19 protein-coding genes are annotated in these 20,104 nt (G+C 44.2%); 9 read left to right on the top strand and 10 right to left on the bottom strand.

Annotated elements, in window-relative coordinates:
- Nucleotides 1-50 precede the first annotated feature (50 nt).
- From ccoN to DEO27_RS12065, 6 genes are read left to right on the top strand one after another with little or no spacing between them, the layout of a single operon-like run.
- Entirely contained in the window at nt 51-2,177 is a 2,127-nt protein-coding gene (gene ccoN, locus DEO27_RS12090; protein ID WP_112565857.1) for a cytochrome-c oxidase, cbb3-type subunit I, read from the top strand.
- A gap of 7 nt (nt 2,178-2,184) precedes the next feature.
- Nucleotides 2,185-2,376, top strand: a complete 192-nt coding sequence (locus tag DEO27_RS12085) for a hypothetical protein (RefSeq protein WP_091206730.1) — start codon at nt 2,185-2,187, stop codon at nt 2,374-2,376.
- Entirely contained in the window at nt 2,373-3,272 is a 900-nt protein-coding gene (locus tag DEO27_RS12080) for a cbb3-type cytochrome c oxidase N-terminal domain-containing protein (RefSeq protein ID WP_112565860.1), read from the top strand. The genes DEO27_RS12085 and DEO27_RS12080 overlap by 4 nt, the downstream gene beginning before the upstream one ends.
- Nucleotides 3,273-3,293: 21 nt before the next feature.
- On the top strand, nt 3,294-4,667 hold the full coding sequence (gene ccoG / locus DEO27_RS12075; RefSeq protein ID WP_112565862.1) for a cytochrome c oxidase accessory protein CcoG: 1,374 nt from the start codon (nt 3,294-3,296) through the stop codon (nt 4,665-4,667).
- A 4-nt stretch (nt 4,668-4,671) separates the two neighbouring features.
- Nucleotides 4,672-5,097, top strand: a complete 426-nt coding sequence (locus DEO27_RS12070) for a FixH family protein (RefSeq protein ID WP_190295391.1) — start codon at nt 4,672-4,674, stop codon at nt 5,095-5,097.
- Nucleotides 5,094-5,786 (top strand): sulfite exporter TauE/SafE family protein, encoded by a 693-nt coding sequence (locus DEO27_RS12065; protein ID WP_112565868.1) that lies wholly within the window; start codon nt 5,094-5,096, stop codon nt 5,784-5,786. Before DEO27_RS12070 ends, DEO27_RS12065 begins: the two co-directional genes overlap by 4 nt.
- A gap of 132 nt (nt 5,787-5,918) precedes the next feature.
- Here DEO27_RS12065 and hemN read toward each other — a convergent pair whose 3' ends face one another.
- The 6 genes from hemN to DEO27_RS12035 all read right to left on the bottom strand — a co-directional run bounded on the left by hemN (nt 5,919) and on the right by DEO27_RS12035 (nt 11,986).
- Nucleotides 5,919-7,280 carry an oxygen-independent coproporphyrinogen III oxidase gene (gene hemN / locus DEO27_RS12060; protein ID WP_112565871.1) on the bottom strand — a complete coding sequence of 454 codons (1,362 nt, stop codon included), beginning with the start codon at nt 7,278-7,280 and terminating at the stop codon, nt 5,919-5,921.
- An 11-nt stretch (nt 7,281-7,291) separates the two neighbouring features.
- A complete protein-coding gene (locus DEO27_RS12055; protein WP_112566910.1) occupies nt 7,292-8,314 on the bottom strand; it encodes a 2-hydroxyacid dehydrogenase in 1,023 nt (340 codons plus the stop codon).
- Nucleotides 8,315-8,396: 82 nt separating this feature from the next.
- Nucleotides 8,397-9,449: a response regulator gene (locus DEO27_RS12050; RefSeq protein ID WP_112565874.1), complete on the bottom strand. Its 1,053-nt coding sequence runs from the start codon at nt 9,447-9,449 to the stop codon at nt 8,397-8,399.
- Complete coding sequence (locus DEO27_RS12045; protein WP_112565876.1) at nt 9,446-10,633, bottom strand: PAS domain-containing sensor histidine kinase; 1,188 nt, start codon at nt 10,631-10,633, stop codon at nt 9,446-9,448. Before DEO27_RS12045 ends, DEO27_RS12050 begins: the two co-directional genes overlap by 4 nt.
- Nucleotides 10,634-10,767: 134 nt before the next feature.
- The gene (locus tag DEO27_RS12040) at nt 10,768-11,142 is read right to left on the bottom strand and encodes a hypothetical protein (protein ID WP_112565879.1); all 375 of its coding nucleotides are present in this window, start codon (nt 11,140-11,142) and stop codon (nt 10,768-10,770) included.
- Between the two features lie 151 nt (nt 11,143-11,293).
- The gene (locus DEO27_RS12035; protein ID WP_112565882.1) at nt 11,294-11,986 is read right to left on the bottom strand and encodes an OmpW/AlkL family protein; all 693 of its coding nucleotides are present in this window, start codon (nt 11,984-11,986) and stop codon (nt 11,294-11,296) included.
- Nucleotides 11,987-12,213: 227 nt separating this feature from the next.
- Between DEO27_RS12035 and queD the strand changes: the two genes are divergently transcribed.
- Both queD and DEO27_RS12025 read left to right on the top strand, forming a co-directional pair.
- On the top strand, nt 12,214-12,570 hold the full coding sequence (gene queD / locus DEO27_RS12030; RefSeq protein ID WP_112565887.1) for a 6-carboxytetrahydropterin synthase QueD: 357 nt from the start codon (nt 12,214-12,216) through the stop codon (nt 12,568-12,570).
- 151 nt (nt 12,571-12,721) lie between these two features.
- Nucleotides 12,722-13,579 carry a universal stress protein gene (locus DEO27_RS12025; protein ID WP_112565890.1) on the top strand — a complete coding sequence of 286 codons (858 nt, stop codon included), beginning with the start codon at nt 12,722-12,724 and terminating at the stop codon, nt 13,577-13,579.
- A gap of 98 nt (nt 13,580-13,677) precedes the next feature.
- Here the strand turns inward: DEO27_RS12025 and DEO27_RS12020 are convergent, their stop codons facing one another.
- Entirely contained in the window at nt 13,678-14,148 is a 471-nt protein-coding gene (locus DEO27_RS12020; RefSeq protein ID WP_112565893.1) for an organic hydroperoxide resistance protein, read from the bottom strand.
- A 30-nt stretch (nt 14,149-14,178) separates the two neighbouring features.
- Nucleotides 14,179-15,234 carry an alpha/beta fold hydrolase gene (locus DEO27_RS12015; RefSeq protein ID WP_112565896.1) on the bottom strand — a complete coding sequence of 352 codons (1,056 nt, stop codon included), beginning with the start codon at nt 15,232-15,234 and terminating at the stop codon, nt 14,179-14,181.
- 384 nt (nt 15,235-15,618) lie between these two features.
- On the opposite strand from DEO27_RS12015, the gene DEO27_RS12010 reads away from it, so the two are divergent.
- Nucleotides 15,619-17,973: a PAS domain S-box protein gene (locus tag DEO27_RS12010; protein ID WP_190295390.1), complete on the top strand. Its 2,355-nt coding sequence runs from the start codon at nt 15,619-15,621 to the stop codon at nt 17,971-17,973.
- Between the two features lie 4 nt (nt 17,974-17,977).
- Here the strand turns inward: DEO27_RS12010 and DEO27_RS12005 are convergent, their stop codons facing one another.
- On the bottom strand, nt 17,978-19,474 hold the full coding sequence (locus DEO27_RS12005) for a lipase maturation factor family protein (RefSeq protein ID WP_112565902.1): 1,497 nt from the start codon (nt 19,472-19,474) through the stop codon (nt 17,978-17,980).
- A gap of 52 nt (nt 19,475-19,526) precedes the next feature.
- Nucleotides 19,527-20,036, bottom strand: a complete 510-nt coding sequence (locus DEO27_RS12000) for a peptide-methionine (S)-S-oxide reductase (protein WP_112565905.1) — start codon at nt 20,034-20,036, stop codon at nt 19,527-19,529.
- Between the last annotated feature and the right edge of the window lie 68 nt (nt 20,037-20,104).

The following is a 20,104-nucleotide window of genomic DNA, read 5'->3' as shown; positions in this document are numbered from 1 at the left end:
TCTGCCGCTTACACCAAGGCAATAGTTTTACACCATAATAAAAACACTTTATGCAGCCCGAAAAATTTTACTATGACAACAAGATCGTGCGGAATTTTGGCATAGCCACCGTGATCTGGGGAATAATTGGGATGACCGTGGGCCTCATCGTTGCTATACAGCTGTATAGTCCGGGGATGAACATGGGCAACCAATATACCACCTTTGGCCGTATCCGGCCGCTCCACACCAATGCTGTAATATTTGCCTTTGTGGGTAATGCCATTTTTATGGGCGTTTATTATTCACTGCAACGTTTGCTTAAGGCCAGGATGTTCAGCGATTTATTGAGCAATATCCATTTCTGGGGCTGGCAGCTTATTATCGTTTCGGCCGTTATTACATTGCCGCTTGGGTTGACCACATCTCATGAATATGCCGAGCTTGAATGGCCTATTGATATTGCCATTACGGTGATTTGGGTGGTATTTGGGATTAATATGTTTGGCACCATATTTAAACGCCGGGAAAGGCATTTATATGTAGCTATCTGGTTTTACATAGCCACTTTTGTTACCATTGCGGTATTACATATTGTAAACTCATTTGAGCTGCCGGTATCTGCCTTTAAAAGCTATATGGTTTATGCTGGTGTGCAGGATGCCCTTGTGCAGTGGTGGTATGGCCACAATGCGGTAGCGTTTTTCCTTACCACACCTTATTTGGGTATGATGTACTACTTTTTGCCTAAAATGGCTAACAGGCCAATTTATTCATACAAGCTTAGTATCCTGCACTTTTGGGCACTCATATTCATTTACATCTGGGCAGGGCCTCACCACCTGTTGTATACCACACTGCCAGGCTGGGCGCAGTCTTTAGGCATAGCATTTTCCATTATGCTGATAGCACCAAGCTGGGGAGGTATGATCAATGGTTTGCTTACGCTGCGCGGCGCCTGGGATAAAGTTCGTGATGATGTTATCCTTAAGTTTATGGTGGTTGGTCTTACGGCTTATGGTATGGCAACTTTTGAAGGCCCCATGCTTTCGTTAAAACAGGTTAACGCCATAGGCCACTTTACTGATTGGATTATTGCCCACGTGCACGTTGGCGCTTTGGGCTGGAACGGTTTCTTAACCTTCGCTATACTTTACTGGCTGATACCCCGCATTTACAAAACTCAGCTCTACTCCAAAAAAATGGCTTCGTTTCATTTTTGGATTGGCACTTTGGGCATCTTATTTTATGCGGTGCCGATGTATTGGGCTGGCTTTACACAAGGCTTAATGCTTAAAGAATTTACACCCGAAGGTATCCTGAAATATCCAAACTTCCTGGAAAGCACCTTGCGCATTATCCCAATGCACGTAATGCGCTCTGTAGGCGGCGGATTTTATTTGCTTGGTGTAATTGTAATGGCGTACAACCTTGTACGTACAGCAATGCAGGGCAAACTGGTGGCCAACGAGGCTGCGCATGCGATGGCTTTGGCACCATTGCCAAAAGCCGCTAAAGATGGCACATGGCACCGTACGCTCGAGCGCAAGCCTATTCAGCTCATGATAGCCGCTTTGATAGTGATATTGATAGGTACGTTTGTTGAACTTATGCCAACGCTTACAATTTCATCAAATATCCCAACCATAGCCGCTGTTAAACCTTACACACCGCTTGAGTTGCAAGGCAGGGATCTTTACATCAGGGAAGGTTGTTCAAATTGCCATTCACAAACAGTAAGGCCTTTCCGGTCTGAAACGGAGCGATATGGCGAGTACAGCAAGGCAGGCGAGTTTGTGTATGACCACCCGTTTTTGTGGGGATCAAAACGTACCGGCCCCGATCTGGCCCGCGAAGGAGGGAAGTATGGCAGCGCATGGCATTATAATCACCTGATGGATCCACGTCTGATGTCGCCGGGCAGTATCATGCCAAATTATGATTGGCTTTTAACCCAAACGCTTGATACTACTACCACCATAGCTAAAATAAACGCGATGCGGAAACTGGGCGTACCATACGCACCGGGCTACGAAAGGATTGCCAACAGCGATTTGGATAAACAGGCCAAAGAAATTGCGGCCAACCTTTACACCGATCATATCAAAATCAAGAATGATAAGGAGGTGATTGCGATCATAGCATACTTGCAACGTCTGGGAACAGATATCAAAGCCAACAAAACAGCCAATAAATAAAATAGCCATGTTTAAACAATTTACAGAAAGCGTTAACGGTACCCAGGTGTACCTGCTGTTTTCATTAGCCATATTCCTGGTGTTTTTTATTGTTGTATCTGTGTTGCTCATCCGCCTCAGGAAACAACATATCGACCACATGAGCGATTTGCCGTTGGAAGATGGCATTGGTGAATCATTTAATCCTTATCAGTTATGAAACATTACCGCATATTATTTCTAATACCGTTTATGTTATTGATGCAACCCGGTATGGCGGTTGCCGATAATCTGATCCCCGACGATCTGCAGAATGAAATAGCTTACTGGATCATAGTTGGTATGCTGTTACTATTTGTTGTAGCCATGCTGGTATTGCTCAAAACCTTTAAAGTGCTCGCAAGGGTGGTACTTAAATCGCAGGGGTATACTGAAGAGCAGATAGCCGCTGAATTGGCTCCCGCTAAAAAAGTTAAGAAACCCAAGACTGAGGTTTGGAACAAGCTGCTTTCATTAAGGCCACTTGCCGAGGAGAAAGAACTGCTTATTGCGCATGATTACGATGGCATCCAGGAATTGGATAACCCGATACCTGCCTGGTTCTCATACCTATTTTATGCCACTATCATTTTCGCAGTTGGATACATACTTAACTATCACGTTTTTCATTTCGGGCAGCTGCAATACGAGGAGTATAGTACCGAAATGGCGCAGGCGGATATTGCAAAGAAAGCTTACTTGAGTAAAGCCGCCAATCGTGTCGATGAAAATACCGTGAAGTTAGATGCTGAACCGGGAGTAGTGGCCGCGGGGCAGGTGATATTTAAGCAAAATTGTGTGCCTTGCCACGGCGATCATGCGCAGGGAGTTGTTGGCCCTAATCTTACTGATGATTACTGGCTGCACGGCGGCAAAATTAATGATGTATTTAAGACTATTAAATACGGTGTACAGGCTAAGGGTATGCCAACCTGGGAGAAGCAATTATCGCCTAAACAGATCTCGGATGTGGCAAATTACATCAAATCATTACACGGTACTAACCCCGCGGGTGCGAAAGAGGCCCAGGGCGAAAAGGAAAGTGATGATGATGCTAAAGCAACAAAAAAGGCGTAGCGCAATGTTATTATTAAAATAATGGAAGGATTACTGGAGGGTAAGGAAAGCAAAAAGCGGCAATGGATGTATCCGTTGGTGCGTAAGGGCAGGTTTTATAAATGGAGAAGCTGGCTGAGTTATTTTTATCTCATCTTCTTTTTCAGCGGACCATTTTTACGTATCGGCGGGCAGCCGTTGTTGCTGCTTGATTTTATGAACCGGCATTTTGTGCTGTTGGGCCAGGTATTTTGGCCTCAGGATATTTTTCTGTTCGCGCTGGCTTCGTTGGTTTTCCTGGTTTGCATTGTGGTGTTTACCATAGCTTTCGGCCGGATATTTTGCGGTTGGATTTGTCCGCAAACCATTTTTATGGAGATGGTTTTTCGTAAAATTGAGATCATGATTGAGGGCGACGCCAATAAACGTAAAAAACTGGATGCCGGCCCCTGGACTAAGGAAAAGATCACGAAGAAAACGCTCAAACATGCTTTGTTTATACTGGTATCATTCCTGATAGCCAATACTTTTTTGGCTTATATCATCGGTAGCGAAAATTTGATCCGGATCATAATAGAGCCAATTACACAGCATTGGGTTGGCCTTGCCAGTATCTGGGTGTTTACCTTGGTGTTTTACCTGGTTTATAGCCAGGTGCGTGAGCTGGTTTGTACATTGATATGCCCTTACGGCAGGCTGCAGAGTGTTTTGATAGATCAGCACACACTTGTTGTGGCCTATGATGATTTACGCGGCGAACCTCGGGGGAAATTGAACAAGGCTGCCGATCCTTTTAATTTGAAAGGCGATTGTGTTGATTGCAGTTTGTGTGTGGCGGTTTGTCCTACCGGGATCGATATCCGTAAGGGAACACAAATAGAATGTATTAACTGCACCGCCTGCATTGACGCCTGTGACCAGGTGATGGATAAAATAGGCAAGCCCCGCAACCTGATAGGCTATTTCTCCGAAAATATGATCAGGCTTAAAGAGAAGCCAACTTTTACCGGCAGGATGATGGCTTATACTGCTGTAATCACTGTTCTGGTTGGTGTATTAAGCTATTTTATTTTTAGTCGCAGCGATATGGATATGACGGTTATGCGAAGTGCGGGTATGCTCTATCAACAACAGCCCGGCGGCTATATCAGCAATATTTATAATGCCGAGATCATCAATAAAACCGATAAAAACAAACGCATAACTATTGTGACCGATGACCCTTCTATCCAAATAAAATATATCCAAGCACCTGCTGTAGTTACCCGGGGCGGAACGGAGAAGACGGTATTTTTTGTTATGCTGCCCGCATCACATATCCATACCGCCAAAACAAAGATCCGGTTACAGCTGGTGGCCGATAAGCGGGTTATCCAAACAGTGAGCACCAATTTTATAGGACCAGTAAATGATTAAGCAAATGAATTGGGGAAAAGGAATTATAGCAGGAATGGCGGCATTTATGCTGTTTATCCTAAGCATGTGTATCTATATGTTCAACGCACCGGCTGATGACTATGATCATCAGTATTATGAAAAAGGATTGAGTTTCAATAAAGATCATGACCGCGAGGAACAGGTAAGTAAAGATCATGCAGAACCTGCCATATCACAAAGTGCCGACCGGCTTATGATAACTTTTAGCGAACCTATAACCGGAAAGGTAAGTTTTATGCGACCATCTGATAAAGCTTTGGACAGATCGTTTGAGCTTGATAGCAAGGACGATAAACTTTTTGAAATTGAGTTAAAAGACGTTGCCAAAGGCCCATGGCAATTGACATTTGAATGGGAAAGCGGTAAAAAATCATACTTATACCATAAGGAGGTATATATTAAAAAATGAGCAATAACGAGATAGCATTTTTTATCGGGCTGTTTGGCAGTGTACATTGTATAGGTATGTGCGGACCGCTTGCCTTTGCCGTCCCCGTGTCGCAAAACCGCTGGTGGCTTATTGTAATCGATAAAGTGTTGTATAACATTGGCAGGATAATCACCTATACGTTTTTAGGATTGTTGATTGGTTTGGTTGGTAAACAATTGTGGCTTTACGGTTTGCAGCAGGGGATAAGTTTACTGAGCGGCGCGCTTATTATTATGGCCGGTCTCTCTCGTTTATTTAAACTGCGCCGGTTATCGCAAATGAAAGGGTTTCCTGCTATATTATCGCCTATTAACAAACTGCTGCAATATGCCTTGAAGCATAAAGCCGGTCATTTGGTTATTGGTTTGCTAAACGGCTTTTTACCTTGTGGCTTTGTCTACCTGGCGCTGGTGGGAGCGGTTAACAGTCCTTCGCCTGCAGATGCTGCAGCTTACATGTTTTGGTTTGGAACAGGAACTTTTCCGCTGATGCTTGCTGCTACGGTTAGCTCAGGTTTTGTTGGGCCGGCGATAAGGCGCAGGATCAACAAGATAATGCCTTATATGATGGTTTGCCTTGGGTTCTGGTTTATTTTGCGGGGATTAAATTTGAATATCCCTTATTTGAGTCCAGCAAAGCAATCATCGGGTATTGGGGTATGCAGGTGAGGAATAATAACGTCTATTATTAATTTAAGGAATTATTTATACACAAAAAAGCGTCATTGCGAGGTACGAAGCAATGACGTGCTGGAGATGGCCGGTCTTTAAATTACCATCAATTGTAGCTTTTTAGAATAATCATATCGCCATACTAAATAACTGCGTAGCAGGTTTATTTGCCCATAGCCGGGCATCAATAGCCATACAAATATTGCGTAAAAAGTTCTTGCCTGTTGGAGTAACCTTCAAGCCCCATGAGTTGAGTTCTATCAGTCCATCGTCGGCTAAGGGTTGCAGGCGTTCAATGCCTTCAAGCAACGGCTCACAGGGTTCTGTATGATGGTTCCAGGTGGTTTGGCCTGTACACATGATATCCTGAATATGCCTGCGGATGATCATATCATCATTGGTTAAGATATGACCTTTAAAAACTGGTAGCTCGCCATTTTTTACAAGCCCCAGGTATTCCTCAACTGTTTTTACGTTTTGGGCGAAAGCATATTGCGAATCGCTAATAGAGGATACCCCTAAACCAATCAATAGCTGTGTGTGCTGATGGGTATATCCCATAAAATTACGGTGGAGGTTACCGTTTTGTTCAGCCAAAAGCAATTCATCGCCCGGGAGGGCAAAATGATCCATACCTATTTCAATGTAGCCGTAGTGTTTTAGCAGAGACCGGCCTACCTCATATAACTTAGCCTTAAGCTTTGCATCGGGCAAGTCTTTTTCTGTAAACCGGCGCTGGCCGGGTTTTATCCATGGTACGTGCGCGTAGCTGTAAAAAGCTATTCTGTCGGGCATTAATCCGGCAACCTGTTGCATAGTTTCTGCTAAACCGGGTAAGGTTTGCAAGGGCAAGCCGTAAATAAGATCATAGTTGATTGATGTATAACCAATACGGCGTGCCTGGCCGGTAACAGCTTGAATCTGTTCTATGGTTTGATGGCGGTTGATGATAAACTGAACTTTAGGGTCGAAATCCTGGAGGCCCAGGCTCAACCTTCGGAAACCAAGATCATACAAAACCTGTAAATGATCAACCGTAGTATTGGCCGGATGAGCTTCAAAGCTAAAGTTTGCATCCGGATGGATATCTGCATTAAGCAAAATAGCGCTGATCAGCGCTTTAAGATTTGCCGGACTAAAGAATGTGGGAGTACCGCCGCCAAGATGAATTTCGCGGATGAGGGGCTTCTTACCAAAGATGTTCTTGTACATAGCCCATTCCAGTAGCAAGGCTTTAATGTACGGTTCCTCAACCCGGTGATTTTTGGTGATACGTGTATTGCAGCCGCAGTATGTGCACAGGTTTTCGCAAAAAGGTAAGTGGATGTATATACTGATACCATCCCGCGTGTTACTTTCTATAAAGGAGCGTTTTACCGTTTTTACCCATTCGTCATTACTAAATACATCGGTATCCCAATAAGGCATGGTTGGGTAACTGGTGTAGCGGGGAGCAGCCACATTGTATTTGGCTGTAAGTGATTGTTCCATGATCTGAAATCTTAAAGCGTTGAGTGGATGGTATTATTCCGGCAACTGTTGGCGCATACACAGGCTTCGCCGGAACACTTGTTCTGCCGCCACTGATCAAGGTTGCGGATGGTTTGGTCTGCTATTTCCTGCAGGGCTTCTTTGGTTAAATAGGCCTGGTGCGGCGTAACCAGCACGTTGGGATAATTTAATAAGCTATGCAGTAAAGGATCTTTAATAAGATCATCTTCATGATCCTCAAAAAATAAACCCTTTTCAAATTCATAAACATCCAAACCCAGATAGCCAATCTTGCCACTTTTTAGGGCCGCTATAACATCGGTAGTACGGATGAGCGCACCTCTTGAAGTGTTGATCAGCATTACCCCGTTTTTCATGAGGCTGATGGTTTCGTTTTTGATGAAGTGTTTGGTGCCTGGCGTAAGCGGTAAATGAAGCGAAATGATATCAGCAGTGGCAAGCAGTTCATCCAAAGCAACGGGTTTTATATTGGGAGCGTCTGCGGGGAATGCCGGATCATAAGCAATTACATTGCAGCCAAGGCCGTCAAAGATCTTCGCTGCAGCTTTGCCCGTATTGCCAAGGCCAATTAGCCCCACTGTTTTTCCTGAAAAGTTAAATCCCATCAACTCATCATTTCTGAAATCAAAATGATGACTGTGCTCATCAGCCCTGATGATTTGCCGGTTTAGCGCGAATGCAAGGGCTACCGCGTGCTCAGCTATAGCCTGCGGCGAATAGGACGGGATATTTGATACACTGATGCCATATGCAGCCGCTACTTGTTTATCAATATGATCGGTGCCGGTTGAGCGGGTGATGATGAGCTTTACACCAAAGCCGGCAAGCTTTTCAATTACCGGGGCCGACACGTCATCATTGGTAAAAACAATTACGGCATCTTTACCCTCGGCAAACACGGCTGTATCTGGGCCGAGGGCGTTGGATATTAAAGTAATGTCGTGTTTTTTTTGATTGGCTTTTGCCAGAAACTCCTTTTCAAAAGGTTTGATACTGTATGCTACCGCTTTCATTTGCAATGATTTATCAAGCGTAAAATTAGGCTTGGATACGCGCATGCGGAATGAGCCTCATCAGCAGAAAAAGTGATGCTGGTCAGTTTCTCATCTTTGATAGCTTGTTGATATCAAGGATGGTGATCACGCTGCCTTTTTTATCTATCAGGCCCTCGTCTTTAAAATCGGATAGCGTTCTGCTAACCGTTTCTGTAGCCATGCCTGCCATAGCGGCTAAATCTTCCCTTGATATTTTAAAGCTGTCGATAGCGCTGGTATATTGTTTATGGAGGCGCAGCATGGCTTCGGCCATTCTTTTTCTGACGGAGTGATAGGCAAGTTGCAGCAACTGTTCTTCCTTATCACGGATGTTGTTGGCAAGCAGCCTGATAAATTCGCGTCCAACCTCGGGGTATAAATTCAATAGCTCATCCAGCTGGTCTTTAGGGATAAGGCATAGTAAACTATCTTCCAGTGCTGTGGCCGTTTCGCTATAGGTTTCGTTTGATAGCAGGGAATGAATGCCCAGGTATTCGTCGGTGGTATAAATTCCGGTCATCAGCTCACGGCCATCCTCGGCCATTTTTACAGTTTTTATCCTTCCTTTTATTACCAGGTAAAGGCCGTTACCTTTATCGCCCTCATAATAAATTACCTGGTTTTTCTTGAACTGACGGGCGCGCCGTTCTTCAATGATTCGCTTTAATTCGGCCAGACCTTTGTTTTTAGATAACAGCTGGTTTAAATTATCGAGAGAGCGGCTGTAAAAGATCTGTTGAGCTTCTTTCTTTTTGAGCCGGCTTTCAACGGCGCTCAGCAGTTCCATATCATCAAACGGCTTGGTAAGGTAATCGTCGGCACCCATTTCCATGCCTTTGCGCAGGTCAACCCGCTCGGCTTTGGCGGTTAAAAATATAAAGGGGATGGCAGCCGTGACCGGGTTTTTATTCAGCATATACAATACACCGTATCCATCCAACTCCGGCATCATAATATCGCATAAGATAACATCCGGGATGTTTTTTAAAGCCAGATCGACCCCGGTGCGGCCGTTGCTGGCTTCAAATACGCTGTAGCCGGCAAGCTCCAATATCTCAACCACGTTTTCGCGGATATCGTTGTTATCTTCAATAATTAGTATCTTTTTGCTCATTGTTCTGGAAATGAAATGGTGAATATGGTGCCCTTGTTAACGCTGCTTTTAAAAGCTACGCTGCCATTCATGAGGTGGGCATAGCGGGCAACAATGTTTAAGCCTAAGCCGGTGCCGGGAATATTGCCCGTGTTGTGTGCCCTGAAGAAAGCTTCAAATAAATGCTTCTGATCGGTTTCGGGGATGCCTATACCGTTATCTTTTACGGTAATGATACAGCCGTTTTTTCCAATCTCGGTATTAAACTCTATAAAAGTGTTTTCGCCAGAGTATTTGATGGCGTTGGCAATGAGGTTGATAATGCAGTTTTTGAGCAGGTTTAAATCGAGGTTAACCCCGCTGTTGCTACCGGTGTGCTGATAGATGATGTTCTGGTCTTTTTTGGCTATCAGCTGCATTTCCTCCGTGATCTCTTCTGCCAGCTTTACCAGGTCAAAAGATGTTAATGAGGCCTCAACACGCCCGGCCTCGAGCTTTTCGTGCGACAGGAAATCATTGAGTATAGTAGTAAGATTGCCTACCGCGTTTTTGATCTTGTTGACGTGTTTGCTGATGTTTTGACTTTGCACATGCCCCGCGTATCGTTCAATGAGTGAGGCAGATAGTTGCACAGCACTTAAAGGAGTACGAAACTCGTGCGATGCCATCGATACAAAACGGCTTTTTAACTGTCCTAACTCTTTTTCTTTTTCGAGCGAAATGCTGACTTCCTCTTTAGCTTGCTGAAGTTCTTTTACGGAGAGTTGGAGTGATTGCGTACGTTCATGTACCTCATCTTCCAGGTGTGACGCATAATCCTTTAGCTGTTCTTCTGCTTCCTTTTCGCGGCTGATATCGTGTATAAAGCCGGTGTATATTTTGCGCCCCGAGTATTTTACCTCGCTTACCGCAAGGCGGAAAGGGAATTGTGAACCATCTTTTCGCAATCCCGTAACCTCACGGCCAATACCTATAATGTGTGCCCGCCCGGTGTTCTGGTACCTGTTGATGTATTCATCGTGATTGTTCCTATCTGGTGGGGGCATCAGCATGGATACGTTTTTGCCGGTTACTTCGGCAGGGGTATACTGAAATAGTTTACATGCAGAAGGGTTGATCGATTCGATCAACCCTCTTTCATCAATTGTTATGATACCATCAATAGCGTTTTCGATGATCGCATTCAGTAATGCTGCACTTTCCATATTAAACCCATCGCCATTTTATGTGGCAAACAAATATCCGTACCCAATGCAAAGTGGAGCATAATCACCTTCAGTTTAAAAAGTGATATTGATCATTTTTTAAACTGAAGAGTTTACTTATAGATGGCCTGATCTTACGCCCATTCGGTAGTGAATTGTTCAAATTCCGATCTTAATTCGTTTACCGATTGCTGTTGCGCTAAACATTCCTGATTTAAGACTTCGAAGATTTTTAAAGTTTTGTCAACGGAGTCTTCATCCGCAGCGTCCGCTGCCAACCGGTTCAGGTTTTCACGGATCCGGTTTCTTAATTTGTCGATATGATTTTTGCGGGCAATTAGTACGGCCTTAAAATGCTCCGCCCTTTTTAAAAGATCCTTATCCGCACTGCCCTCTGTTACTTCGTCCAACTGCTCTTGTATGAGAAATAACTCAAAATGATAAAAATCAAGCCTCCGCAGCCATTCCTGGTGAAGAGGAGTGGTGTGTTTTATGTTGATTTGTTCCATGCCATAAGAGTAGTGATCACATCGCTTAAAAAAAATGACTTTCGTCACCTTTTTTATTGATTGATATCATAAAGCGGAACTGAGTGTTCATAAAATAACCAGGAGATCGCTGCCTGGCTATTTTGAAATTGTTGTATCGTGTTGAAAATTATTACTTTATCCGGTATCCAACTCCAATGCCAACTACCCAGGGCCTTATTTTAACATCCGCACCAATGTGTTTCAATACAGGTTCAAGTGATTGATTACCGGCAGGTGTGAGGTTAGCGGCGTTTACGGTTGCATTAGTATTCAGGAAAAGTTTCTTCACATCAATATTTAGGAATACGGTTTTAGTAATGTCGTAATCAATACCGGCCTGCGTTGCAAACGAAAACTTGTTTTGATAATTTATTGCCTGTACAACCGGGCCTTTATCGGCATTATAAAATATGGTATAATTTGCACCCGCGCCTATGTAGGGTTTAAATGCTGTACCGGTTGGCAAATGGTATTGTAAAGTAAGGGTGGGTGGTAGCAACCAAACTTTGCCAAGGTTAATATCTGCCGAAGAACTGCCGCCTATAGCTGTAAGGTTTGATCCCTGCGTTTTTACTTTATGCTTTGATGTACCAAGAATCAGTTCGGCCGAGAAGTTTTTGGCGAAGAAATAAGTAACATCCAGCTCGGGCACGTACGCGTTGCTTATATTGATATCGCCGCCTATAACTCCAATTTTGGCGCTTTCCTGGGGTAGTATGCCTATTGCCCTCACGCGGATATCCCATTCATTTTTCTGTTGGGCTAAGCCGTTAAACGCACTAAACAGGCATAACGCCAACATACATAGTTTTAAAGTTTTCATAATATATGGATTTGAATTACGGCTCAAAACTATAGCTGGTATTTAGTCCGGTACATGACGGTAAGCAGGCTGTTTACTGATTATTGTCATTGCCATACAGTGCTAAAATGTGAGCGGGTAAAATGCGTATCAAACAATGATAAAGGTTACTTACTTAAGCAATCCTGGTCATATACTCATTAATAGGTTTAGCCTAATCTTACAGCTTTTATTTAGTTAACTTATTTATGATCATTTACCAACACTTTACATTTGATGCCGCGCACTTTTTGCCGCATGTTCCCGAGGGCCACAAGTGCCGTAATTTGCATGGGCACACTTATCATCTTACACTTTATATTACCGGCGATGTGCTGGAACAAGAGGGCTGGATTCTGGATTTTTCTGACTTGAAAGCAATTGTAGCACCAGTTATTGGCATGCTTGATCATACACTTTTGAATAATATTGAAGGGCTAGAAAACCCCACGGCCGAACTTTTGGCCACCTGGATCTGGAAAAAAGTAAAGCCTTTATTACCGGGGCTGAAGAAGATAGAACTGAAAGAAACGCCGTCATCAGGTGTGATTTATGAGGGCGAATAGATCTGATTAAGTTGTTTGATAGGAATACCCGGTATTTTATTGTTATACAGTTTGTTTTGGGTTTTTAATCACGTAGATAGATGACGATGGTCATTATTTTTAGCCCTGTAAACAGGCAGTTTTGTAGTGTAAAACATTCAACACTCAAAACATGAAAACACTGCTTGTTACCACCGATTTTTCAGCCAATGCAAAGCATGCTGCTGAATATGGCTATAAACTTGCCAAACAGATCAAAGCTAACATGGTACTATGTAATGCGGTTATCGTACCTGCCGAGATGCCGCAAGCGGGCACTGTAGTATGGCCCATGGACGATCTTGAATTATTGTTAGGGGATAGTACTATCGGCCTTGAGTGCTTAAAATCTGAGTTGGAAAAGGCGGCTAATACTAACGGTTTTATCCCCGAAATTACTATTAAAAATGAACCGGGAATTTTGACTGATGTTGTGGAAAGCTATGCGGAAAGCCAATCGGTTGATTTGGTAGTGATGGGTACTCATGGCGAAGGGATGAGTAGCTTTTTATTAGGCAACCACTGTAAAAACATGATAGCAAATACCACCAGGCCTTTAATGCTTATTTCTCCCGATACTCAATTTGTGCCCTTAAAAAAAATAGCTTTCGCAACGGATTTTGCTGATCCGGAGAATGATATACAGAGCTTGTTTCATTTGATTCCGCTCGCCAAAATTTTAGGTGCCGAAATTTTGCTTACCCATGTTTATGATGGTGAAGAACTCACCGCCGAGTTGAAAAAGACAATCTCGGATTTCATGACCCATGTATCTAACAAAGCGAATTACCCGCACATATATTATCGCAGTGTGCGGAACAGCAAGGTTGAAGCTGGTTTAAGCTGGCTTTGTGAACACGGGCAGGTGGATATGCTGGTAATGGTGCACAGGCCTCATAGTTTTGTTTACCGCTTGCTGAAAAGCAGCCACAGTGAAAAAATGGCCGGTCGTATCACTATTCCGCTATTGGTTTTCCCCGCTGTGAAATAGACTGTTTTTAAAAAGCGATCCGGCTGCAGTTATACCCCCCGTGTTTTGAAAAGGTATAATTGCAGCCGGTTTGTTTTTATAGCCTTGTTTCGATCTTATCAGACAGAAACATTAATTAAAACGTTGATATTACCGCGTGTAGCCTTTGAATAAGGGCAGGTTTGGTGTGCGGCTTCAACCACTGCCTTTGCCTGGTCTGCTGTAAGGCCGGGAAGATAAACTTTCAAACGCGCCTGGAGGCTAAAGGCAAGGCTGCTTCCCTCGCCGTTTGTGGCCAGGTCAATTTCTGCTTCAACGGTAGTATCAGCCGGAAGCGGGATTTGCAAACCTGCCGCATTGCGCCTCATAGCACCAATAAAACAAGCCGACCAACCGGCAGCAAATAGCTGCTCGGGATTAGTCCCGCTGCCTTGCCCTCCCGGAGTAGACAGACTGATATCCAAACGGCCATCGGTGCTTTTTGAGGTGCCTTCGCGGCCGCCGGTTGTTTTTACTTTGCCTGTATATAATACTTTATCCGCAACTATCTGCGCGTTATTGGTTACATCAATTACTGTTACTGGTTCCATTTTATTTAGGGAATTTTAAGAGGTATTGAATTATTTAGTAAAGCTTTCGGCTTCAATTATCGCGTCAGCAAAAGCTTTAGGGGCTTCCTGCGGAAGATTATGGCCGATACCACCGGTTATGGTGTGGTGTGCATATTTGCCTTTAAACCTGATGGCGTAATCAGCAGGTTGAGGATGCGGTGCACCGTTGGCGTCGCCTTCAAGTGTTACCGTTGGCACGGTGATAGGAGGGGCCATGGCCAGTTTCTTTTCAAGCTCGTCGTATTTTGCTTCACCTTCGGCAAGGGCCAGGCGCCAGCGGTAATTATGTATCACAATGGCAACGTGATCAGGGTTGTCAAAAGCTGGAACTGAGCGCTCAAATTCGGCGTCGCTGAACTTCCATTTAGGTGAAGCCGTTTCCCAGATCAGCCTGTTAAAATCGCGCCTGTTGGCTTCATAGCCCGCGCGGCCGCGTTCAGTGCTAAAATAAAACTGGTACCACCATGATAGTTCTGCTTTTGGCGGTAATGGTTTTTTATTTGCTTCCTGGCTGCCTATCAGGTAACCGCTTACAGATACCAGGGCTTTACAACGTTCGGGCCATAAGGCTGCCATGATATCGGCTGTGCGAGCGCCCCAGTCAAACCCGCCAATAATCGCGCTATCTATTTTCAAGGCATCCATTAGCTCGATGATATCGGTTGCTAATGCGGCCTGTTGTCCGTTTCTGAATGTTTGTGCCGAAAGGAATTGTGTTGTACCATGGCCGCGCAAATGAGGAACTATTACCCTGTAACCAGCCTTAGCAAGTATGGCAGACACCTCAACATAACTATGTATATCATAAGGCCAGCCGTGAAGTAATATCACAGGTTGTCCGTTAGCCGGACCGCTTTCGGCATATCCGATGTCAAGCAGGCTGGTTTTTACCTGTTTGATGGTATCAAAACTTCTGTTGGAAAAAGGAGTGTTTTGTGGCGCAGATGAATCAGTATTCCTGGTTTCAGCTTTCAATAATCCGAAGCCGCCAAATTCTGCAGCTGCAACAGTTAGGGCGGTGATGCTAAGGAAGCGGCGGCGACTGAAGTTTGTTTTGTTTTCCATGATAAATATCGTTTTTAAGTATGCTGTTCAGTTGTTTTTGATTGTTTGTTATAACAAAATTATATCGTCATGATTGATATAGGAACGACAGATGCTATGAACCGGACAGATCAGAGTTTCAGTTAGACATTTTTACTGATGGATTAATTTTCGCGGTTTTTTTAGTCGCTAAACGAGAGTGTATTTATCGATAATAAAAATATGCGTAACAAAAAGTGACGAATGATCCGGCACAACGACACGGTTAAATTAAGTCAGTATTAATTATTGTAACATGTATGTTACTTGGGCGTTTATCGACTGCCATAGATAAACATGCTTGTGGTATTTTTTTGTAAAAACCTAACTTTAGCGGGCGCACTTATACGTGCGTTGGTTTACCTTATGAAGCTAAAATTTAACCGTAACCTGCAACTCGGCTATGGGTTTTCTATTATAACCTTACTTGTAGTCGGCATCATATCTTATATTACACTAAATAATCTTCTGAATAGTAACAAGGCTGTAGAGCACAGTACATTGGTGATCCAAAAGCTGGAGCAGGCTATGTCTGTGATGAAGGATGCCGAAACCGGGCAGCGAGGTTATTTGCTTACCGGTAAAATCGCCTTTTTGGAGCCATATAACGGCGCTTACCAACGTGCAACCAAACTTGTTAATGAAGTGAGTGTACTCACTGCCGATAATCCGCAGCAGCAGGCAAATCTGGTTAAGGTGCATGACGTACTTACTCAGCGCATGGAAATTCTGAAAGAGTTTGTTTCCAAGAAGCAACAAAACCAGCTGATACCACCCATAGACTTGGAACGGGGCAAATCTGCTATGGATGCGCTGCGTTCTGCTGTTGATCGTGCAGAAAATGATGAACGGAGATTACTGGAGCAACGGGCATTGGTTTTAGAGAAGTATACCTTTTTTGCCCCAACGGCTATTATTGCAGCCCTTGCGCTCGCTATTATTATTGCATTGATATCTTATTTCAATATCATGCGGGATGTGCGGGAGAAAGACAGGCTTCAAAAAGAACTACAGGCCAAAGAGGAAGAAACAGCGGCTTTCAATGAAGAACTAACGGCAGCCAACGAGGAAATCACAGCAGCAAATGAAGAACTGACGGCCATTAACGAAGAGCTTTTCCAAACGCAGCACCAGCTCTCTGAAATGAACGAATTGCTTGAAGAAAAGGTAGCTACCCGTACCAGGGCACTGGCAGAAAGTGAGGAAGAAACCCAGGCACTTAATGAAGAGCTCACCGCGATAAACGAAGAACTGGCAGCCGCTAACGAAGAAATGCTGGCAACCAACGAAGATTTACAAAAAAGCCGGGAGGAAACCCAGCAGAGTGAGCGGTTATTTCGTTCCATTGCTGTAAATATTCCAAAATCGTTAATTCTGGTGATGGATCCGGCACATAACCTGGTTACGGTAGAGGGTGATCTGATGGATAAGTTAGGATACCACCGCTCCAGTTACAGAGGTGTGCCCATGGCATCTGTTACAACCCCGGATCGATACGAGGCAACAAAAGGTTATTACGATAGGATGCTAAACGGTGAGCAGATCCGGACTGAGCTTAAAAGTCCTGCGGGAGAAGATTTTCAGGTTGATTTTGTGCCACTGAAAAATAATAACGGAGCGGTTTACGCGGGCCTGGTGATAGCACTTGATATTTCAGAACAAAAACTTGCCGAGGAACGAAGTGCGAAGCTCGCGGCTATTGTTGAATCATCAGACGATGCTATCATCAGCAAAACACTGGATGGGGTAGTCACCAGTTGGAACAGGGCGGCCGAAAGGCTTTTTGGCTATACTGCTGAGGAAATGATTGGTCAGTCAATTTTGAAGATTTTCCCTGAAGAGCGTGTAGATGAGGAACCCGAACTTGTTATCCGTATTAAAAAAGGGGAGCGGATAGAGCATTATGAAACTGAAAGACTTACAAGCGATGGTCGTATGTTGAATGTGTCCCTTACGGTTTCGCCTATATTTGACATACATGGCAATATTACCGGCATCTCCAAGATTGCGCGGGATATTTCAGAAAAGAAACAGGACGAACAGCGGAAGAGCGATTTTATAGGTATGGTAAGCCACGAGCTTAAAACACCGCTAACGTCATTGATGGCCCTGATTCAGGTTACCAATATTAAGCTGAAAGGCAGTGAGGACAGTTTCCTGGCGGGCGCTATGGAAAAGGCAGAAATCCAGGCGCGAAGAATGAGCAGTATGATCAATGGTTTCCTGAATGTTTCCCGGCTGGAGTCCGGTAAAATCGCCATAGATAAAGAGTTATTTGATCTGGACGAGCTGATCAGCGAAGTTGTGGAAGAATATGAATTGACAGTTTCTTCGCATATCATTCATATTGATATTTGTGATCATGTACAGGTAAACGCCGACAGGGAAAAGATAGGCTCCGTTATTTCCAATCTGCTTAGTAACGCTGTAAAATATTCGCCTAAAAATAAAGATATCGAGCTAAGGTGCGCCTTGGTTAACGGCTTCGCCGAAGTAAGCGTGAAAGATCGAGGTATGGGGATCAAGGAGCTGGACTTGCCTAAAATATTTGATCGTTATTACCGGGTGGAAACCAGCCATACTCGCCATATCTCAGGTTTTGGTATCGGCCTTTATTTAAGTGCCGAGATCATCCGCAGGCATGATGGGCAGATCTGGGCAGAAAGTGAAAGCGGAACCGGATCTGTTTTTCACTTTAGTTTACCGATAGAACAGGTTTAATGCTTTACCGGAGCCACTCTTCACTTTTCAGGAATGCGATAAGCTGCGGGTTTTCTGCAGAAAGTATGGGGAGCCAGAGGTCTGTTTCCTGACGTTTCCAGAAAATACCCTCTGTATTTCCAGGATCGGCAAACCAATACCTGTAACGTACTGCCCGGATATAACGGGGCGGTTTGTTGGGAAAAGGATTTATGGCAAATAAACTTACAGCGCCGGGATCATTATGAAGCAGTTTCCAGGTTAGGTTGTAGGTCCAGGGATATTGATCGGCCGATGACATGGCGGCGAACCACATTTGCCAGTCCAGACGCAACTGGTATGGGGCTATTTGAGGTGGTCGCTTATTTGGTAAAACCGGTAACCCTTTATAGATATAGGGTTTCCATCGCGCTTTATTTCCGGTGGTATCGTCGCTTGTGCCTTCAAAAACTACATTATACCGCTCTTGCCCCACCGAGCGAAATGCCCCGTAAGTATTAACCAGTTCAAGCGGATCGAAGGAAGTATTCATCACCTGGTTGGGAGAAAGCAAGTTGAGCGTAGGCTGTATACTTAGTAATGCAACAATACCGGCCACAACCCACGAAGCGGTAGTCATTGCTTTTGATTCGTGTGCACCGGCTATAGCGGCTTCAGCTTTTTTAACAAGCACGTTCGGAAGGATCTTTTTCCAAATACTATCGTCAAAGCAAGCCAATGCAGGGACGATAGTGAGCCAGTTTAAAAATGACAGGTTACCGCTGATAAATATGGCCAGTTGAAGCAAAATCATGATGACGCCCGCTATGTGCCGGGCCAATTTTGGGCCGAAACTGAACCATGGAGCTATGAGCTCGGCTAACCAGTTAAACCATACGCCGATTTTTAAGAGCGTGCGCGGTAAAAAATGAAACCAGCGTGTGAATGGGCCGGGAATAGGCTGCGTTTCAAAATAGTAATAGAGTGCTGTGCCATTTCGCCAGACCTGGTCTCCGCGGTATTTAATAAGACCGGCACCCAGCATGATCCGGAAAATGAGCCACCTGAAAAGTATGATAATGAGCAGGGGCGGTGGATATTTAGGAAAAGGCCGCATATCCCAAAGCGGGCAAAGAAATATCGCCAGGAAACCGGTTTCGGCCAGTTGGATTTCCCAGCCGTATCCATACCAGTCCTGCCCGGCGTGGATAAAGGACAAATACAGGAACCAGAGTACGGTAAGCAATGGTATGTTGGCATAACCGGCAATTAGCACAATGGAAAGTATTAGTCCGCCCCAGGCGGCATATAACAAAACGTTATCAGAATACGTAAACCAAAAAACGGAGGGCAGGCGGATAAAGCCCGCTCCTGTTGAGCCAAGAGCTGAACTGATATGGTTAAAGTAAAGCTTAACGGGTAATAACCCGTTTGAGCCAATTAGCGGAATAATCTGGTTAATGGCCACCAAAAAGGCTATAGCATAGATGACGCCGAGCAGCCGGAGTATCATAAAGCGGGTTAACCAGTAGGTGGAAGGCATTGGTTATTGATTAAAACATGTTACAAACTGTGGTAGCTTTTGAAATTAATATTTAGAAATTTTGAATATAGTTTTGTTTGTCCGGATCGACTTGGTTTTTGAAGCGTATTAGTAACGCTTTTAACTTAGGATTAACGATGTTTTGGCAAAAGGGTTTGGATGGATCTTTATAATAATAGTCCAGGTAGTTTTCGCTATTGAGTTTGAAGGTTTGAAAGGGCAAAGCTTTGGTGATAACAGGTTGCTCAAACTCGGTCTGTAATGCTTTAATAGCTGCTGTTGCCGCATTTAATTGTGCGTCATTAAAGGTGTAAACTGCTGATCTGTATTTGCCGCGCATGGTGTGTTCGGCTGTGCAGCTATGTGTGTGTAAATGAATAGCGACAAGCGTTTCGAGGCTGATCTGTTGCTGATCAAAATGCACGATGACGGCTTCAGAAGGCGTAGTGTTTTCAGCATCAGATGCTATCCAGCCTTGATCAACGCTGCTAACACCTTTAAGTGAACGGAAGATTGCTTCTGTGCACCAGTGACACGAACCGCCAAATCCAATTTTTTGCATGGCGTAAAATTAAGAATTCTGACACGGATGTTCGCTAATGCCAAACGATGTTGACGATGATCGGGCAT

The sequence above is a fragment of the Mucilaginibacter rubeus genome (assembly GCF_003286415.2).
In the GTDB taxonomy this organism is placed as follows: domain Bacteria; phylum Bacteroidota; class Bacteroidia; order Sphingobacteriales; family Sphingobacteriaceae; genus Mucilaginibacter; species Mucilaginibacter rubeus_A.
The sequence above is the reverse complement of the archived record's forward strand: the minus strand, read 5'-3'. Positions and strand labels throughout refer to the sequence as shown.

Excerpts from the sequence above, each read along its gene's own strand:
- DEO27_RS12055 (WP_112566910.1), bottom strand. The coding sequence starts at position 8,314 with ATGAAAGCGGTAGCATACAGTATCAAACCTTTTGAAAAGGAGTTTCTG.
- DEO27_RS12040 (WP_112565879.1), bottom strand. The coding sequence starts at position 11,142 with ATGGAACAAATCAACATAAAACACACCACTCCTCTTCACCAGGAATGG.
- DEO27_RS12085 (WP_091206730.1), top strand. The coding sequence starts at position 2,185 with ATGTTTAAACAATTTACAGAAAGCGTTAACGGTACCCAGGTGTACCTG.
- ccoG (WP_112565862.1), top strand. The coding sequence starts at position 3,294 with ATGGAAGGATTACTGGAGGGTAAGGAAAGCAAAAAGCGGCAATGGATG.
- DEO27_RS12035 (WP_112565882.1), bottom strand. The coding sequence starts at position 11,986 with ATGAAAACTTTAAAACTATGTATGTTGGCGTTATGCCTGTTTAGTGCG.
- DEO27_RS12010 (WP_190295390.1), top strand. The coding sequence starts at position 15,619 with ATGAAGCTAAAATTTAACCGTAACCTGCAACTCGGCTATGGGTTTTCT.
- DEO27_RS12005 (WP_112565902.1), bottom strand. The coding sequence starts at position 19,474 with ATGCCTTCCACCTACTGGTTAACCCGCTTTATGATACTCCGGCTGCTC.
- DEO27_RS12065 (WP_112565868.1), top strand. The coding sequence starts at position 5,094 with ATGAGCAATAACGAGATAGCATTTTTTATCGGGCTGTTTGGCAGTGTA.
- DEO27_RS12000 (WP_112565905.1), bottom strand. The coding sequence starts at position 20,036 with ATGCAAAAAATTGGATTTGGCGGTTCGTGTCACTGGTGCACAGAAGCA.
- DEO27_RS12080 (WP_112565860.1), top strand. The coding sequence starts at position 2,373 with ATGAAACATTACCGCATATTATTTCTAATACCGTTTATGTTATTGATG.
- hemN (WP_112565871.1), bottom strand. The coding sequence starts at position 7,280 with ATGGAACAATCACTTACAGCCAAATACAATGTGGCTGCTCCCCGCTAC.
- DEO27_RS12070 (WP_190295391.1), top strand. The coding sequence starts at position 4,672 with ATGAATTGGGGAAAAGGAATTATAGCAGGAATGGCGGCATTTATGCTG.
- ccoN (WP_112565857.1), top strand. The coding sequence starts at position 51 with ATGCAGCCCGAAAAATTTTACTATGACAACAAGATCGTGCGGAATTTT.
- DEO27_RS12020 (WP_112565893.1), bottom strand. The coding sequence starts at position 14,148 with ATGGAACCAGTAACAGTAATTGATGTAACCAATAACGCGCAGATAGTT.
- queD (WP_112565887.1), top strand. The coding sequence starts at position 12,214 with ATGATCATTTACCAACACTTTACATTTGATGCCGCGCACTTTTTGCCG.
- DEO27_RS12025 (WP_112565890.1), top strand. The coding sequence starts at position 12,722 with ATGAAAACACTGCTTGTTACCACCGATTTTTCAGCCAATGCAAAGCAT.
- DEO27_RS12015 (WP_112565896.1), bottom strand. The coding sequence starts at position 15,234 with ATGGAAAACAAAACAAACTTCAGTCGCCGCCGCTTCCTTAGCATCACC.
- DEO27_RS12045 (WP_112565876.1), bottom strand. The coding sequence starts at position 10,633 with ATGGAAAGTGCAGCATTACTGAATGCGATCATCGAAAACGCTATTGAT.
- DEO27_RS12050 (WP_112565874.1), bottom strand. The coding sequence starts at position 9,449 with ATGAGCAAAAAGATACTAATTATTGAAGATAACAACGATATCCGCGAA.